General features: G+C 35.2%; 19 protein-coding genes. 16 read left to right on the top strand and 3 right to left on the bottom strand.

The window, feature by feature from the left end:
- Positions 1–199 precede the first annotated feature (199 nt).
- The 16 genes from atpB (at position 200) to BR52_RS12560 (ending at position 13426) form a co-directional block, all read left to right on the top strand.
- Complete coding sequence (gene atpB, locus BR52_RS07610) at positions 200–916, top strand: F0F1 ATP synthase subunit A (RefSeq protein WP_034571068.1); 717 nt, start codon at positions 200–202, stop codon at positions 914–916.
- A gap of 73 nt (positions 917–989) precedes the next feature.
- Positions 990–1202 (top strand): F0F1 ATP synthase subunit C, encoded by a 213-nt coding sequence (atpE, locus tag BR52_RS07605; protein ID WP_010054312.1) that lies wholly within the window; start codon positions 990–992, stop codon positions 1200–1202.
- A gap of 84 nt (positions 1203–1286) precedes the next feature.
- Entirely contained in the window at positions 1287–1793 is a 507-nt protein-coding gene (atpF, locus tag BR52_RS07600) for a F0F1 ATP synthase subunit B (RefSeq protein WP_034571065.1), read from the top strand.
- On the top strand, positions 1790–2332 hold the full coding sequence (atpH, locus tag BR52_RS07595) for an ATP synthase F1 subunit delta (RefSeq protein ID WP_034571062.1): 543 nt from the start codon (positions 1790–1792) through the stop codon (positions 2330–2332). Before atpF ends, atpH begins: the two co-directional genes overlap by 4 nt.
- Before the next feature lie 29 nt (positions 2333–2361).
- Positions 2362–3915: a F0F1 ATP synthase subunit alpha gene (atpA, locus tag BR52_RS07590; RefSeq protein WP_034571059.1), complete on the top strand. Its 1554-nt coding sequence runs from the start codon at positions 2362–2364 to the stop codon at positions 3913–3915.
- A 15-nt stretch (positions 3916–3930) separates the two neighbouring features.
- Positions 3931–4848 carry a F0F1 ATP synthase subunit gamma gene (locus BR52_RS07585; protein ID WP_034571056.1) on the top strand — a complete coding sequence of 306 codons (918 nt, stop codon included), beginning with the start codon at positions 3931–3933 and terminating at the stop codon, positions 4846–4848.
- Between the two features lie 24 nt (positions 4849–4872).
- On the top strand, positions 4873–6303 hold the full coding sequence (gene atpD / locus BR52_RS07580; RefSeq protein WP_034571053.1) for a F0F1 ATP synthase subunit beta: 1431 nt from the start codon (positions 4873–4875) through the stop codon (positions 6301–6303).
- Positions 6304–6315: 12 nt separating this feature from the next.
- On the top strand, positions 6316–6738 hold the full coding sequence (locus BR52_RS07575; RefSeq protein ID WP_034571050.1) for a F0F1 ATP synthase subunit epsilon: 423 nt from the start codon (positions 6316–6318) through the stop codon (positions 6736–6738).
- A gap of 243 nt (positions 6739–6981) precedes the next feature.
- A complete protein-coding gene (locus BR52_RS07570; RefSeq protein WP_034571047.1) occupies positions 6982–7215 on the top strand; it encodes a DUF1146 family protein in 234 nt (77 codons plus the stop codon).
- Positions 7216–7366: 151 nt separating this feature from the next.
- Positions 7367–8680 carry a UDP-N-acetylglucosamine 1-carboxyvinyltransferase gene (gene murA, locus BR52_RS07565; protein WP_034571044.1) on the top strand — a complete coding sequence of 438 codons (1314 nt, stop codon included), beginning with the start codon at positions 7367–7369 and terminating at the stop codon, positions 8678–8680.
- 165 nt (positions 8681–8845) lie between these two features.
- Positions 8846–9832, top strand: a complete 987-nt coding sequence (locus tag BR52_RS07560; protein WP_034571040.1) for a rod shape-determining protein — start codon at positions 8846–8848, stop codon at positions 9830–9832.
- Positions 9833–9875: 43 nt separating this feature from the next.
- Positions 9876–10070: a DNA-directed RNA polymerase subunit beta gene (locus BR52_RS07555; protein ID WP_034571037.1), complete on the top strand. Its 195-nt coding sequence runs from the start codon at positions 9876–9878 to the stop codon at positions 10068–10070.
- A 107-nt stretch (positions 10071–10177) separates the two neighbouring features.
- Complete coding sequence (locus BR52_RS07550) at positions 10178–10531, top strand: single-stranded DNA-binding protein (RefSeq protein WP_034571034.1); 354 nt, start codon at positions 10178–10180, stop codon at positions 10529–10531.
- 127 nt (positions 10532–10658) lie between these two features.
- A complete protein-coding gene (locus BR52_RS07545) occupies positions 10659–11378 on the top strand; it encodes a winged helix-turn-helix domain-containing protein (protein WP_034571031.1) in 720 nt (239 codons plus the stop codon).
- Between the two features lie 23 nt (positions 11379–11401).
- Positions 11402–12787 carry an ATP-binding protein gene (locus tag BR52_RS07540; RefSeq protein ID WP_413489700.1) on the top strand — a complete coding sequence of 462 codons (1386 nt, stop codon included), beginning with the start codon at positions 11402–11404 and terminating at the stop codon, positions 12785–12787.
- A gap of 159 nt (positions 12788–12946) precedes the next feature.
- A complete protein-coding gene (locus BR52_RS12560; RefSeq protein ID WP_051915661.1) occupies positions 12947–13426 on the top strand; it encodes an effector binding domain-containing protein in 480 nt (159 codons plus the stop codon).
- A gap of 48 nt (positions 13427–13474) precedes the next feature.
- Here the strand turns inward: BR52_RS12560 and BR52_RS07530 are convergent, their stop codons facing one another.
- From BR52_RS07530 to BR52_RS07520, 3 genes are all read right to left on the bottom strand, one after another.
- Complete coding sequence (locus BR52_RS07530) at positions 13475–14044, bottom strand: P-loop NTPase family protein (protein ID WP_051915660.1); 570 nt, start codon at positions 14042–14044, stop codon at positions 13475–13477.
- Between the two features lie 24 nt (positions 14045–14068).
- Positions 14069–14824, bottom strand: coding sequence for an FtsX-like permease family protein (locus BR52_RS07525; protein WP_034571025.1), 756 nt, complete (start codon positions 14822–14824; stop codon positions 14069–14071).
- A 164-nt stretch (positions 14825–14988) separates the two neighbouring features.
- The gene (locus tag BR52_RS07520; RefSeq protein WP_034571022.1) at positions 14989–16248 is read right to left on the bottom strand and encodes a BaiN/RdsA family NAD(P)/FAD-dependent oxidoreductase; all 1260 of its coding nucleotides are present in this window, start codon (positions 16246–16248) and stop codon (positions 14989–14991) included.
- Positions 16249–16269: the final 21 nt, after the last annotated feature.

The following is a 16269-nucleotide window of genomic DNA, read 5'->3' as shown; positions in this document are numbered from 1 at the left end:
TTATCCTTTGATAGAATAAATAAAAACAAAGTTTATAATAGTAAAAGCGTTCTTATTTATGATAGAATAGAGAGGATCAACGAATGGCTTAAAAGATAAAATAAGAGGTATCATAGATTCATTTTTTCAATCATCACTCTGTTTTGTTTTACCTAACTTCGTTGGATGAAAGTTCAATTTTGGAAAAGAGGTGAAAGTTGTGGAACATAAAGCTCCAATAATTCATTTGTTTGGGTTGGGTTTCAATGTCACAAACATGATCACAGTTCTAGCTGCATGTTTGATTGTGTTTCTTGTTGTTTTCTTTTGTACAAGAAAGCTGGCAATCAAGCCAACAGGAGCTCAAAACTTTATCGAATGGATTGTGGATTTTGTTCGAACCATTATTTCAGGACCGATTTCTAGGAAAGAGGGAGAAAAATTCCAACTATTAGGTTTTACTTTGTTATTATTTGTTTTTGTATCTAATATGATGGGATTGCCTTTAATGCTAACAATCGGAGGTTATCAAGCATGGAAGAGTCCAACAGCAGACCCAATCGTCTGTCTATCATTAGCATTGATGGTCGTGTTATTGACTCACTTTTTTGGTGTTCAAGAACAAGGGTTTAAAAACTATTTCTTAAATAGTTATATCAAACCGGTATCGTTCTTACTTCCTATTAAGATATTGGAAGAATTCACGAATACATTAACGTTAGCATTGCGTCTATATGGTAACGTATATGCAGGTGAAATTCTATTAGGCTTGATTGCAAGTTTTGGTCAAAGTCACGGTATCTTAACGTGGATCATTGGGATCCCATTAGAAATGGTTTGGCAAGGTTTCTCTATCTTTATCGGAAGTATTCAAGCTTTTGTATTTACAACCTTGACAATGGTTTACATGGCACATAAAGTGCAAGCAGAAGAGTAACAATCACTAAAAATCACTAACAGTAATTAAATTTAGAAAAAGAGTGTAACACTCTTAAGGAGGAAATTTTATCATGGGTTTAATTGGAGCAGCAATCGCAGTAGCAGGAGCAGCAATCGGAGCATCATTAGGGAACGGAAAAGTTATTTCAAAAACAATCGAATCAGTAGCACGTCAACCAGAATTACAAAGTCGCTTACAAATGATGATGTTTATCGGGGTCGGTCTTATTGAAGCTGTTCCGATTATGGCAGTAGTTATTGCCTTTATCTTAGTATTTAAATAGAACGAATAAAAGGCGGAGAAAAAATTTTCATACATCTGCCTTTTTGGTTCATCTATGAATAAGTGATTAGAAGGAGTGTCGGGAATGTACGATTTAGTATTAGGAGAATCTACCAGTGCTGGAGATACAATTTTTGTCTTATTAGCCTTCTTATTGCTATTGTTAGTTCTAAAAAAGTTTGCTTGGAAACCTCTAATGGGGATTATGGAGGAACGTGAAAGGCAAATTTCGAAAAATATTGACAGTGCAGAAAACTCTCGTATTGAAGCCAATCGTTTAGCTGTTGAAGGCAAAGAAAAAATGGATGAGACTCGTAATGAAGCTTTGACTATTTTAAACAACGCTAGAGAAAATGGTGAAAGAATCAAACGTGATATGTTGGAAAAGGCGAAAGAAGATGCAGAACGCATCAAAGCTGAAGCACAGTTGGATATCGAAATGGAAAAACAAAAAGCAATAGAAAGCGTTAAAAGTGATGTGAGTCAACTATCAATGGAAATTGCAGCGAAGTTAATCGGTAAAGAACTTACAAGTGAGGGACATGCCGCTTTAATCGATGAGTACATTGAAGGGTTGGCTGATGACAAATGAAATTAAATAAGCACACAGTAGCAACTCGTTACGCAAAAGCATATTATAATTTAGCAGAAGAGCACGACTGTATCAAAGAAGCTTTTGATAATATGATGGATATTCGTCAAATTTTTGGCGAAAATCCTGGGTTGGGCTTAGTTTTATCAGATGCCAGATTAACACTTGCTCAAAAACGTCCGATTGTGGACAATTTAATTAAGAATTTTCCAGAGTTGATGCAAAACTTTGTCTTAATGATTTTTGATTATGATCGCATGGGCGACATGGAATTGATCGTGGATGAATTTGAAAAGCTTTATGACCACAAAAACCGGACAATTTTAGCGAAAGTGACAACAGCAGTGCCTTTAACAGAAGCACAAAAAACACGTTTAGCGGATGTTTTTGTAAAAAAATTAGACGGTAAAAAAGTGATTTTTGACGAAGTTGTTGATCCTGAGATTTTAGGTGGCGTAATCATCGAAGCAGAACATCAAATTTTTGATGGTAGTATTCGTTTAAATTTAGAAACATTGAAAAAACAAATTGCTAAATAAATGTAAAAGGTTGAAGAGGTGAAGAGGTAATGGGCATTAAAGCTGAAGAAATCAGTGCTCTAATTAAGCAACAAGTAGAAGGATACCGTAATGAATTAATTGTTGATGAAGTTGGAACGGTAACATATATCGGTGACGGAATCGCGCGCGCATACGGACTTGAAAATGCTATGGCTGGGGAATTATTAGAATTCTCAAATGGCGTTTTCGGAATGGCCCAAAACTTAGAGTCAAATGATGTTGGTATTATTATTTTAGGACCTTTCGAAGAAATTCGTGAAGGGGATAAAGTTAGAAGAACAGGACGTATTATGGAAGTTCCAGTTGGAGAAGCCTTAATTGGTCGTGTTGTAAATTCACTAGGACAACCAGTCGATGGACTTGGCGAAATCAAAACGTCTAAAACACGTCCTGTTGAAACCTTAGCGCCTGGCGTTATGCAACGTAAATCTGTTTCAGAACCACTTCAAACTGGATTAAAAGCGATTGATGCACTTGTGCCAATTGGTCGCGGTCAACGTGAGCTTGTTATTGGTGACCGTAAAACAGGAAAGACAAGTATTGCAATTGATACGATTATCAACCAAAAAGGCAAAGATATGATTTGTATCTATGTAGCGATTGGTCAAAAAGAATCCACTGTTCGTAACCAAGTAGAAACATTGAAAAAATTTGGTGCGATGGATTATACGATTGTCGTAACAGCTAGTGCCTCTCAACCTGCGCCAATGTTATTTATTGCACCATATTCTGGTAGTGCGATGGGTGAAGAATTTATGTACAACGGCAAACACGTCCTAATTGTTTTTGATGACTTATCAAAACAAGCAGCGGCATACCGTGAAATTTCCTTGCTTCTTCGTCGTCCTCCAGGTCGTGAAGCTTATCCAGGGGATGTCTTTTATTTACACTCACGTTTATTAGAACGTGCAGCAAAACTAAACGACGAACTAGGTGGCGGTTCAATGACAGCATTGCCTTTCGTTGAAACACAAGCGGGCGATATCTCAGCTTATATTCCAACGAACGTTATCTCGATTACAGATGGACAAATTTTCTTGGAAAGTGACTTATTCTACGCCGGTACAAGACCCGCTGTTGCAGCTGGTTTATCTGTATCACGTGTAGGTGGGGCAGCTCAAATTAAAGCGATGAAAAAAGTAGCAGGAACATTGCGTCTTGACTTAGCAAGTTTCCGTGAACTAGAAGCCTTTACTCAGTTCGGTTCAGATTTAGATGCGGCAACGCAAGCGAAGTTAAACCGTGGACGTCGTACAGTTGAAATTTTAAAACAAGACTTGCACGCGCCATTAGCTGTTGAAAAACAAGTAATGATCTTATATGCGTTGACACATGGCTTCTTGGATTCTATTCCAGTAGATGAGATTTTGCGCTTTGAACAAGAATTCTTTGATTTCTTAGATCAAGAGAAACCTGAAATATTAGCTGAAATTACTGAAACAAAAGATTTACCAGATTCTGAAAAATTAGATGCAGCAATCGTTGCTTTTAAAGAAATCTTTTTACCAATGGGTGTAACTTCAAGCTCAACAGATGAAAAAGATGAATCTGAAACAAAATAAAGGCGGTGGAGATAAATGGCAGCCTCTTTAATTGATATCAAAAAAAGAATTGCTTCAACTAAAAAGACGAGTCAAATTACAAGCGCCATGCAAATGGTTGCGGGTGCAAAATTAGGCAAAGCTGAAGATGTTGCAGCAGGTTTCCAAATCTACGCGTCAAAAGTTAGAGAAGTCGTTACCCATATGGCAGCGACTCAACTAGCTTTGATTGAAGATAGCAATTTAATCGGTTCAAACTCTGCATCTAATGTAGATTTTCACGATATGCTAATTGAAAGACCCGTGAAAAAAACTGGTTATATCGTTATTAGTTCGGATAAGGGCTTAGCTGGTAACTACAATAGTTCTGTTATTAAATCAACAGTTGATATGATTACAAAAGATCATAAATCATCTGATGAGTATGTTTTTATGGCAGTGGGTTCAGCCGCAGCGAATTTCTTTAAATCAAGAGGAATGAACTTGGCCTATGAACTACGCAATATCAGTGATCAACCTTCCTTTGAAGAAGTCAGAGAGATTGCAAGAACTGCGACAGAAATGTATAAAAATGAAGTATTTGATGAATTGTACGTTTGTTACAATCACCATATTAATTCACTCTCGTTCCAATATCGCGCTGAAAAAATGTTGCCATTAAGCGATTTGGATGCTAGCGAATCCGTTGAATATGAAGTGGAATATATCTTCGAACCTTCTAAAGAAGCAATTTTGGATATTCTATTGCCACAATATGCCGAAAGTTTGATATATGGCGCTATCTTAGATGCTAAGGCCGCGGAGCATGCTGCGAGAATGAGTGCCATGAAGAGTGCAACGGATAATGCTAAATCAATTATTGATGATTTAACCATCCATTATAACCGTGCGCGTCAAGCCGCAATCACGCAAGAAATTACGGAAATTGTCGGTGGAGCTTCGGCATTAGAATAGTTTAATAAGTGGGAGGAAAAACGAATGAGTATAGGTCAAATTGTTCAAGTAATTGGACCCGTTGTCGATGTGGAATTCCCATTAGATGGATCATTACCTGATATTAACAATGCCCTTATTGTACAAAAAATTAAAAATAAACAAGGAACAGCAGATGAAAACACTGAAACAGTTGTTTTAGAAGTTGCTTTGGAACTTGGTGACGGCGTAATCCGTACGATTGCAATGGAGTCAACAGATGGTTTACAACGTGGAATGAACGTTGTAGATACAGGAAAAGCAATTTCTGTTCCTGTAGGTAGCGAAACATTAGGTCGTGTATTTAATGTTTTAGGTGAAACAATTGATTTGAAGGAACCTTTTCCAGCTGATCACAGACGCGATGTAATTCATAGAAGCGCACCAACTTTTGATGAGTTAAGTAGCAGTACTGAAATTTTGGAAACGGGTATCAAAGTAATTGATTTACTTGCTCCATATTTAAAAGGTGGTAAAATTGGTCTTTTTGGTGGTGCCGGTGTTGGTAAAACCGTATTAATCCAAGAATTAATCCACAATATTGCTGAAGAACACGGCGGAATCTCTGTATTTGCTGGTGTAGGTGAACGTACTCGTGAAGGGAACGACTTATACTTTGAAATGAGAGAGTCTGGCGTTATTGAAAAAACAGCCATGGTATTTGGTCAAATGAATGAACCACCTGGTGCACGTATGCGTGTTGCTTTAACCGGTTTAACAATTGCTGAATATTTCCGTGATGATGAAGGTCAAGATGTTCTATTATTTATCGATAACATCTTCCGTTTCACACAAGCTGGTTCAGAAGTATCGGCTCTTTTAGGCCGTATGCCATCTGCCGTTGGGTACCAACCAACACTTGCTACTGAAATGGGTCAATTACAAGAGCGTATTACATCAACAAGAAAAGGCTCAATTACATCGATTCAAGCAATCTATGTACCAGCCGATGACTATACCGATCCAGCTCCAGCAACAGCTTTCGCCCATTTGGATGCAACAACCAACTTAGAGCGTAAATTGACTGAACAAGGGATTTATCCTGCAGTGGATCCGCTAGCATCATCCTCAAGTGCCTTAGCACCTGAAATTGTTGGCGCAGAACACTACAAAATTGCAACAGAGGTTCAACAAATTTTACAACGTTACCGTGAACTACAAGATATTATTGCCATTCTAGGGATGGATGAATTATCTGATAATGAAAAAGTTCTTGTATCACGTGCTCGTCGTATTCAATTCTTCTTATCGCAAAACTTCCATGTAGCGGAGGCCTTTACAGGACAACCAGGATCTTATGTTCCTGTTTCAGAAACAATTCGTGGATTTAAAGAAATTTTAAATGGGAAATACGATGATCTTCCAGAAGATGCATTTAGAAGTGTTGGCCGTATCGAAGAAGTTGTAGAGAAAGCCAAAGCTCAAGGTTTTGAATAAGGAGGAGTAACTATGGCTATTTTAAAAGTAAATATCGTTACCCCTGATGGCATTGTTTACAACCACCAATCTAAAATGGTTGTTGCTAAAACACTTGATGGAGAAGTGGGGATTTTACCTCAACATGCGCCTATTATTGTTCCTTTATCAATTGATGAAGTTCGTATCAAACGAGTAGATTCAGAAAACCATGAAGATGCAATCGCTGTGAATGGTGGCGTAATGGAAGTTCGTGACAATGTTTGTACGATTATTGCAGACAGTGCTGAGCGCGAACGTGACATTGATCTTGATCGCGCTGAACGAGCAAAATCAAGAGCTGAGAAACGAATTCAAGAAGCGCATGAAAAAGAAGACCGAGATGCTGTACAGCGAGCAACCGTTGCTCTTAACAAAGCAATCAATCGTATCAGTGTGTCAAAACATCGTCGCTAAAAGTTGCAAGTTGCTTCAATTAATAATATTAATTGAAGCGTACTTGTTTTTTTATTGGCATAATTTTATATTTAAAATAACAAATAAATATAAAAATATACATACAAAAGATAAAAAAATGCATAACAATACAATTAAGGCTCCCCTTAAATATTAAGAATGTTGCAAATGAAATAGGAATGATTTATTTTTTGATGTATTTATGGTAGCATATATTTAAATAACGAAAGGATGGTAGGAAAAATGAACCTTTTAGGTGTTCAAGCCATCATAGGAATTGCAACAAATATTTTTTTTATTATGGTTTCATTTTGGGCTTTAAAAGGCTTGAGAATTGAATCATGGATTAAGAAAAATCATGTCGCACAAGCACGTATTTTGTATGTTTTTTTTTCAATTACCATTGGATATACAGTCAGTAATTTTGTTTTAGAATTTTTGAATTTATCTAAAAATCTAATATTTTTACTTAATTAGATTAAATTTCCATAAGTTTTTTTACATTACTAGTTAATAATTTGTTTAAACAACGATGTTCATGATATAATGCCAAAAGTGGCATAAATCTATAATAAAATAACGTAATTTTAAATGAAAGAATTAACTGAGATTTTTCGGAGGGGTTAACATGGAAAAAATAATTGTTCGTGGCGGCAAACGTCTTGAAGGAACAGTTAAAGTAGAGGGTGCTAAAAATGCTGTTTTACCAATTTTAGCAGCGACAATTTTAGCAAGCGTTGGAGAAAGTAAATTAACAAACGTTCCAACTTTATCAGATGTATACACAATCAATGAAGTATTACACCATTTAAACTTAGATGTAGCATTTAATGAAACAGATAAAGAAGTTCAAATTAATGCAACACATGATTTGAATTTTGAAGCACCTTTTGAATATGTAAGCAAAATGCGAGCATCAATTGTTGTAATGGGGCCACTACTAGCACGTTTGGGACATGCAAAAGTAGCGTTACCTGGTGGTTGTGCGATCGGCACAAGACCAATCGATTTACATTTAAAAGGCTTTGAAGCGATGGGTGCGAGAGTACATATCGAAAATGGCTATATAGAGGCATTTGCTGATGAATTAGTAGGCGCTCGTATTTACCTTGATTTTCCAAGTGTTGGCGCAACTCAAAACATCATGATGGCAGCAACCTTAGCAAAAGGAACCACAACAATTGAAAATGTTGCAAGAGAGCCAGAAATTGTGGATCTTGCGAACTTCTTAAACCGAATGGGTGCAAAAGTTGTGGGAGCAGGAACTGAAACCATTAGAATTGAAGGCGTTGCAGAATTAACAGGCATTGAACATTCAATTATTCCTGACCGGATTGAAGCAGGAACCTTTATGATTGCTGCAGCAATGACACAAGGAAATATTTTGGTGGAAGATGCAGTTGCAGAACATAATAAACCATTAATTTCAAAATTAAAAGAAATGAATGTAACGATTATTGAAGAAGAAAAGGGTCTACGTATTATTGGTCCTGAAAAATTAAAAGCAACGGATGTAAAAACAATGCCTCATCCTGGTTTTCCAACAGACATGCAAGCTCAAATGACGGCAATTCAATTAATGGCTGAAGGAACAAGTACGATGACTGAAACCGTTTTTGAAAATCGTTACATGCATATGGAAGAATTACGTCGCATGAATGCTCAGTTTAAAGTTGAAGGTCAATCTCTTGTTATTTATGGTCCAACAAAACTTCAAGGAGCTGAAGTAGCAGCAACCGATTTAAGAGCAGCAGCAGCTTTGATTTTAAATGGTTTATGTTCTGAAGGTTACACTCGTGTGACTCATTTAGAGTACCTAGATCGTGGTTACTTTGAATTCCATAAAAAATTACAAGCATTGGGTGCTGATGTTGAGCGTATCAATGAAGAAGAAGAGCATCTACTAAAAGAAGCAGAACTTGATCAAATTTTTGCATCATAAGAGAATTACTAGAAAAACACATCGTTAAGATGTGTTTTTTTTTAGAAAATATTCATAAAATCACGGTTTCCCATTAAGATAAGTTATGCTATAATAGAAAATTAGATGGCTACATAAATAGATAGCCTAAAAATGAACAAGAGCTTTGAGAGGAGAACAAAGATAATGGCGAAAGATATTGGGATAGATTTAGGGACAGCAAATGTATTAATACATGTGAAAGGCAAGGGGATTGTTTTAAATGAACCTGCTGTAGTTGCAGTTGATACCGCAACAAATCAAGTACTAGCTGTTGGAGAAGAAGCATATCGTATGGTTGGACGTACTCCAGGAAATATTCGTGCGATTCGTCCTCTTGAAGATGGAGTAATTGCTGATTTTGACATTACTGAAGCAATGCTTTCATATTTTATTGATAAATTAAACGTAAAAGGGTTTTTATCAAAACCAAACATTTTAATCTGCTGTCCTACAAACATTACTTCAATTGAGCAAAAAGCCATTATTCAAGCTGCTGAAAAAAGCGGTGGTAAAAATGTGTACCTTGAAGAAGAGCCAAAAGTAGCAGCAATCGGTGCTGGAATGGATATTTTCCAACCTAGCGGCAACATGGTCATTGATATTGGCGGAGGAACAAGTGATATTGCAGTTCTTTCAATGGGAGATATTGTGACAAGTCGTTCACTTAAATTAGCTGGCGATAAATTAGACAGTGAAATCACTCAATATGTGAAGAAAAAATACAAATTGTTGATTGGTGAACGTACTGCAGAATCTATCAAAATTGAAATTGGAACAGTTTTCCCTAACAATCGTGATGACTCAATGGACGTTAGAGGTCGTGATATGGTAAGTGGATTACCAAGAACGATTACCATCACTTCTGCAGAAGTGCAAGAAGCTTTGAATGAATCAATGATGTTGATTGTTCAACAAGCAAAAGATGTTCTAGAACAAACTCCTCCTGAATTATCAGCAGATATTATCGACCGTGGTGTCATTTTAACGGGCGGAGGAGCTTTACTAGATGGGATTGACCAATTATTCGCAGAAGAGCTTAAAGTTCCTGTATTTGCTGCAGAACATCCATTAGATGCAGTTGCGCTTGGAACTGGAATTTTACTTGAAAACATAAATAAAAAACGTCGTTAAAGCAAACTTTCTTATGAGAGTAATTGATTGAAGAGGTGTTACATTGAAAGAGAATAAAATAAGAACTACTCCAATGCCCTTTGCATTGAAAGTATTGATTGTGCTTGTCTTGATCATAATGACCTTTTTAATAGGAGCAATGATTGGCTTTGGTGTTTTAGGGGATGGCAATCCTTTTGCAATTTTTAGTGGTGCAACATGGAAGCACATTTTCAGTTATTTTAGTAAGGGAATTTAATATTGTTTTAGCTAAAGCTACTTAACAAATTTGTTAAGTAGCTTTTTTTAATGAGATGAGATAAAAATGCGGATAGTTAGACTAGACAGAAAAAAGGAGTGAACAAAATGAATCAAGTATCATTGATAGGAAGAATTGTAAGAGAAGTTGAAATACAACAGGTAGGGAATGGAAGTCAAGTCATCAATAATACATTAGCCATTCAAAGAATATATAAAAAAGATAAAAAACAAGAAGCTGATTTTATTCCATTTGTTGCTTGGGGACCAGTAGCTAAAATTATTGCAGATAATTGTGAAAAGGGTGTTCAGCTTGGCTTAAGTGGCCGCATGCAGTCTAGAACGTATTTGAATAAGGAAGACGAGACCGTTTTTGCAGTAGAACTTCGAGTGGAAGAAGTCAGTTTGATTCTTAAGAAAAAATCAGAAGAGACAGCAAAAATGGCTACCAATGACAAATAAGTCCTGAAATTGTCCTATAAGTATGAAAAGATTATGAAGAAAGCTAGACTCTTTAGGTTTCGCCTTTTGTTGTTGAGGTAAAAATAGTATAATGAAAACAAGTGGAGAAACTGAAAAGAGGGATTAGATGAAAATATTAATGATTGAAGACAACCAATCTGTCTGTGAAATGATGGAAATGTTTTTCTTAAAAGAAGATTGGGATGCACTGTTTAAACAAGATGGAAAAGAAGGTTTAGATGCATTTTTGACACAACCTAATGCTTGGGATATTATTACCTTAGATTTAAATTTACCTACAATGGATGGTATTCAAATTTGCCGTGAAATTCGAAAAGTTTCAAAAACAGTTCCAATTATTATGTTGACTGCTAAAGATTCAGAAAGCGATCAAGTAATTGGTTTAGAAATGGGAGCTGATGATTATGTAACAAAACCATTTAGCCCGCTAACCTTAATTGCACGAATCAAAGCACTTCATCGTCGAGCAGATTTAGGACATGAGGAAGGTATGGAAAGCTCAGCAAAAAATGCAGATTTTGAAGTTGAAACGGATCACCTTAAAATTAATACTAAAACTAGAGAAGCCTTTTTGTATCATAAACCAATTGAAGGACTCACACCAAAAGAATTTGAATTGTTATATACGCTTGCTAAAAATCCTAAACAAGTCTTTTCAAGAGAACAACTATTAACGATTGTTTGGGATTATCAATACTATGGAGATGAACGAACGGTTGATGCCCATATTAAAAAGTTGCGTCAAAAAATTGAAAAAACAGGTCCACAAGTGATTCAAACAGTTTGGGGTGTTGGATACAAATTTGATGACACTGGAGTTGAGTAGTATTGAAATACCTTTATCAACAAATGTTGGCATTTTTTGCAGTAATTTTGACCATTTTAGTCATTATTGGCATTTCGTTTTCAAATTTTGCTAGTAGTACAGTCTATAAAAATACTGAAAAACAATTATATGGCTACGCACAATCCGTAATCGATGATGGCTTGATTAACCAAGTGGATTTAATTCAAGTCGTTTTAAAAAGCCAAAATGTCAATATGTCTATTTTTAATGAAGAAAAAGAAATGATTGCCCCTAAACAAGAACAAAATTATTCTTTAAATATTTCTGAAAAAGATTGGAAGGCATTGCAAGCAGGAAACCAGATTGCCTCTTCAATTAACAATACTGATTTTTTAGGAAATAAAGTCGAACAGATTAGGGTTTTTCAACCATTCTTTAAACGTGATACAGGAAAATTTGCTGGTGTAGTAGCGGTTGAAGCACCAGTAAGTGGTGTCGAATCCAGTATCAAGGACTTAAAGCATAACTTATTTATTGCTTTATTACTTTCCAGTATTGGAGCGATGTTCTTAAGTTTCTTTTTGGCAAAATATCAAGTCAATCGAATCAACCGAATGCGAAAGGCAACTCATCGTATTTCCCAAGGAGATTTTGATGTTTATTTAGAAAATAAAGATCGTGATGAATTTGATGATTTGGCAGAAGATTTTAATGGAATGGCGCGTTCTCTAAAAGCTTCTCATGAAGAAATTGAGCGTCAGGAGAATCGGAGACGTCAATTTATGGCAGACGCAGCGCATGAGATGCGAACACCTTTAACAACGATTAATGGCTTATTAGAAGGATTAGAATACGATATGATTCCAGAAAATCAGAAAAAACGTAGTATTCAGCTGATGCAAAATGAAACGAGAAGACTGATCCGTCTAGTAAATGAAAATCTGGATTATGAAAAAATTCGTTCAAACCAAATTAGTTTAACAAAACAAACCTTCAATGCAGAAGAAGCTTTGACTGTAATCGTAGAGCAGTTAAAGAATAAGGCGAACGATGCTGGAAATCAATTAGAATTAAATTGTCCAGCAGATTTGACAGTATATGCTGACTACGACCGATTCGTTCAAATTATTGTAAATATTCTTCAAAATGCAATCCAATTTACAACTGATGGCAGTATTGTTATCAATGGTTCCAAAACTTTAACTGAAACCATTATTGAAATCCAAGATACTGGAATTGGAATGACTGCAGAAGAAGTTGAAAATATTTGGGAACGGTATTACAAAGCAGATGTCTCCAGGAAAAATACCAAATATGGTGAATCTGGATTAGGTTTGGCAATTGTCCAACAATTGATGAATTTACATCAAGCTAAAGTGACGGTAACGAGTGAAAAAGGTTCTGGAACAACTTTTAAACTTGCATTTCCAATTGAAACAAATGACTAAAAAAGGATGAGAAATAAAATTCTCATCCTTTTTGCTTGTATAAATTAGGCTGTGTATTAAATTAAAAAAAAGTATAATAATTTACAATTAACTAATTTTTATGCTATAGTTACGGCACTTTAACAAGGATTAATAAAAAATTTAAAGGAGCGTATTTTTATGCCATTTACAATTATTGAATCTCCAGATCAACTTATTATTGGATTCTCCACTCCGATTGTTGTGCCAAGCAATCCAAGTGAGTTTCCTGCTATGAGCGATAAGAAATTGCAGCAACTTGAAGTGTTAAAAAAAGATAAAGCACAATTAATGGAATACGCACTTGATACTCATTTCTATGCTGTTAATAATGCAAGCTCAGGAGACCCCAACTACTTAGTTGGAGTTAAAGCTAGTTCTAAAGGTCCAAATCAAGAAAGTTTTACCGTACCTACTGGATCGTATGCCATTTTTAAAACAACAGTCAAAAATCGTATAGAAGCAGATCAATTTATTGGTGCCTCTTACGGAGAAGTTTATCAATCAGCAGAGTTTCAAATCAATGGTAATTTTAATGTAGAAGTTGTTGATGACTTTATTCAAGATTCAGCAGTTGAATTTTCAGTGTGGATTCCTGTTGCAGATAAAGTGCAATTTTAAAAAAAATAAAGAGTGATAAAAATCAAATTGGTTTTTATCACTCTTTATTTAGTTATCGAAAGAATTTAGATGAAAATCTTTCTCATGAAACGTGTCATCACTTTGTTCAGCAATTTTATTAGAATTGGTTAGTAAAATAAAAGTGACGCCTCGGTCCTTAACAAAATTTTTAAAAATAAGTAACCAATTTAATTGCTCAGTTTCTGATAAAAACTCGATCCAAGAATCAACGATAATTATTTTTTTGCCACTGAAAATAGCTGAAATAAGTTGCACCTCTTTTAATTGAGTTGCGGTTAACTCTTGAATTGGTTTATGAGCTAATTTATAGGAAATGTTCATTTCTTCTAAAGCATCCAGAATTAAAAAATCACTATTTCTTAATTTAGGTTTTGCTAATTTTAAACTTAATTTGATATTTTGAAAAGTTGATAAATAAGGAATAAAGGTCGAATCCGTTAAAATATAACCAACAGGAATTTTTTGTTTTTTTAAATAAGTTATAAGGTTTTTAGGTAGTGTAGAAATGGATTGTGAGGGTGTACTTATTTGATAAATACCGTTCTGTTTGAAAGGATTAAGAACACTATGAGGGAGTTGAGAGCAGTCAGTTGCCATTGTAAAACCTCCTTTGAAAAGTAACTAAAATGAGTGGCTTTTTTGAACAAAATATAAAGCTGGTAAAATTAAACTACTTGCAATAAAAGCATTAATTAATAAAACAAAACCTAAGTAATTTTGGACAGTAGTCGCAAAATTAACGGTAAAATTTTCTTCGGAATTAACAATCGGTAAAACCGTATTAAATCGAGTTACATTGATTTCGCTATCAGATTGGTTAGGCTCATCACTTATTTGAGATTTCTGTTGCTTAGCAGTCATAGCTACCTGATCGCTATGAATCAAATTCAATTCAAGTTGTTGAATCTGATTTGTAATCGGACGGGCAAAGAAGCTTAAGAGAATCATCAAACTTAACAACGCAACATTTAAAATAATTCCATTTTCTAATATAATCTGTGTAAAAACCTTTTTTTTCTTTTCTCCAATTAATATAAAATTTTGCAATTCTTTCTTTCGTTGGTATAAAAAGAAAGAGTGAAGTAAAAGTAGTAAAATGATAGATACGATAGCTATTAGTAACAAGTAGTGATTCAGTGTTTGCTTTTGTTGAGTAATAGTTGAGACTAGTACTTTGAAAGATGGCGTAGTTGTAATCTGATTTTTTTGATTGAAACTTAAAGCATCATTTAAATAATTTAGGGAATTGCTCAGTTTATTTTGGATAGAAAAGAGAACATAAAAAGCGCAAGCGATGCCAGCATAGACTAAAAAAAGGAGGCTATTTTTAAGAGGACGATGTTGAATACTTAAAAAGGCTCGTTCAATCAATGACATATAAAGTTGCTCCTTTCTATTTCCAATTGTTACAATTATTATATAAAAGAGTTGTGAAAAAAGTGTGAATAGAGAATGTTTTTTCTGGTAAAACAAGAATTGAAAGTATATAAAAAAGTGAGAGATTCAAGAATAATTTCTTAAATCTCTCACTTTTGAAATTGTTAGTCAAGTGCTGCATGCATCCCTGCGATGCGTCCGGTAACAAAAGCTGCTGTAATATTATAACCACCAGTATATCCATTGACATCAAGAATTTCACCAGTAAAATACAAGCCTCTTTTGAATTTGCTTTCCATTGTTTTGGGATTGATTTCTTTTGTATTGATTCCACCACCCGTAACAAAAGCTTTTTCTAAAGGATGTGTTCCATTAGCAGTAAAACGGAAGTCTTTTAAAAAGTTACAAAATGATTTTAACTGTTCGGATGTCATCTGTTTTAAAGGCATATTTTCATCTAAGTTTAAGCGTTGGAAACTGAAAAGTAAATAACGTTCAAAGACCAGTCCTTTTAACGCATTTTTTAAACTTTTATCGCCATCGTTTTTTAGTAGTTTTTGAAGTTCTTGCTCAACTTGACCGATGCTTAAATCTGGTAAGACATCTAGTTTCATGGTTACTTCTTCCGATTTATCGCGATTCATTGTTTGATGGACAAACATTGAACAGCGCAAGGCTGCTGGACCAGAAACTCCGAAATGAGTAAAAATCATATCCATTTGGTGGGTGATAACGATTTTTTCTTTTTTATTTAAGACACTTAATGCTACATTACGCAAAGATAATCCTTGAAGAGTTTTATCTTGAATAAAGGGTTCGTCAGATAAAATAGGAGCTTCGGTTGGGTAAAGCGTCTTTAGTGTATGACCTGCTTTTTTAGCCCATTTGTAGCCATCCCCTGTTGAACCTGTACGAGGCATGGCACGACCACCGGTGGATAAAATCACTTTGTCAGCTGTTAAAGTACTGCCATCAAGAAGAAGTACACCAGTTACAGCATCTTCACTATAAAGAACCGTTTCTACTGGATTTTCAGTAATAATGTCAACCCCTAGTTGTTCCATTTTTGTTTGCAATGCTTCTAGGATCGTTTTTGATTTATCTGTAACGGGAAACATTCTGCCGTGATCTTCTTCTTTTAAACGAACGCCATTTGATTCAAAAAAATTGATAATATCATAGTTATCAAATTGGTGAAAAGCGCTATATAAAAAGCGACCATTGCCAGGGATATGCTGAATGATTTCGTCGGCATCACGATTGTTAGTTACATTACAACGTCCGCCACCTGTTACAAGTAGTTTGCGTCCTAATTTTTTATTTTTTTCAATTACAGTCACTTTTGCGTTATTTTCTGCAGCGGCTATAGCAGCCATCATGCCACTGGTGCCACCGCCAACAACGATTACGTGGGGGTTCGTCATGAATCGTTCCTCATTTCTTCA

Source organism: Carnobacterium divergens DSM 20623 (genome assembly GCF_000744255.1).
GTDB lineage: Bacteria > Bacillota > Bacilli > Lactobacillales > Carnobacteriaceae > Carnobacterium > Carnobacterium divergens.
Note: the sequence above shows the minus strand (reverse complement) of the source record. Positions and strands in the feature narration are given on the sequence as shown.

Bases quoted from the DNA above. Each gene is read 5' to 3' on its own strand.
- atpA (WP_034571059.1), top strand. From the start codon at position 2,362: ATGGGCATTAAAGCTGAAGAAATCAGTGCTCTAATTAAGCAACAAGTA.
- BR52_RS07560 (WP_034571040.1), top strand. From the start codon at position 8,846: ATGGCGAAAGATATTGGGATAGATTTAGGGACAGCAAATGTATTAATA.
- atpE (WP_010054312.1), top strand. From the start codon at position 990: ATGGGTTTAATTGGAGCAGCAATCGCAGTAGCAGGAGCAGCAATCGGA.
- BR52_RS07525 (WP_034571025.1), bottom strand. From the start codon at position 14,824: ATGTCATTGATTGAACGAGCCTTTTTAAGTATTCAACATCGTCCTCTT.
- BR52_RS07530 (WP_051915660.1), bottom strand. From the start codon at position 14,044: ATGGCAACTGACTGCTCTCAACTCCCTCATAGTGTTCTTAATCCTTTC.
- BR52_RS07545 (WP_034571031.1), top strand. From the start codon at position 10,659: ATGAAAATATTAATGATTGAAGACAACCAATCTGTCTGTGAAATGATG.
- BR52_RS12560 (WP_051915661.1), top strand. From the start codon at position 12,947: ATGCCATTTACAATTATTGAATCTCCAGATCAACTTATTATTGGATTC.
- BR52_RS07585 (WP_034571056.1), top strand. From the start codon at position 3,931: ATGGCAGCCTCTTTAATTGATATCAAAAAAAGAATTGCTTCAACTAAA.
- atpD (WP_034571053.1), top strand. From the start codon at position 4,873: ATGAGTATAGGTCAAATTGTTCAAGTAATTGGACCCGTTGTCGATGTG.
- murA (WP_034571044.1), top strand. From the start codon at position 7,367: ATGGAAAAAATAATTGTTCGTGGCGGCAAACGTCTTGAAGGAACAGTT.
- BR52_RS07575 (WP_034571050.1), top strand. From the start codon at position 6,316: ATGGCTATTTTAAAAGTAAATATCGTTACCCCTGATGGCATTGTTTAC.
- BR52_RS07570 (WP_034571047.1), top strand. From the start codon at position 6,982: ATGAACCTTTTAGGTGTTCAAGCCATCATAGGAATTGCAACAAATATT.
- atpF (WP_034571065.1), top strand. From the start codon at position 1,287: ATGTACGATTTAGTATTAGGAGAATCTACCAGTGCTGGAGATACAATT.
- BR52_RS07550 (WP_034571034.1), top strand. From the start codon at position 10,178: ATGAATCAAGTATCATTGATAGGAAGAATTGTAAGAGAAGTTGAAATA.
- atpH (WP_034571062.1), top strand. From the start codon at position 1,790: ATGAAATTAAATAAGCACACAGTAGCAACTCGTTACGCAAAAGCATAT.
- BR52_RS07520 (WP_034571022.1), bottom strand. From the start codon at position 16,248: ATGACGAACCCCCACGTAATCGTTGTTGGCGGTGGCACCAGTGGCATG.
- BR52_RS07540 (WP_413489700.1), top strand. From the start codon at position 11,402: ATGTTGGCATTTTTTGCAGTAATTTTGACCATTTTAGTCATTATTGGC.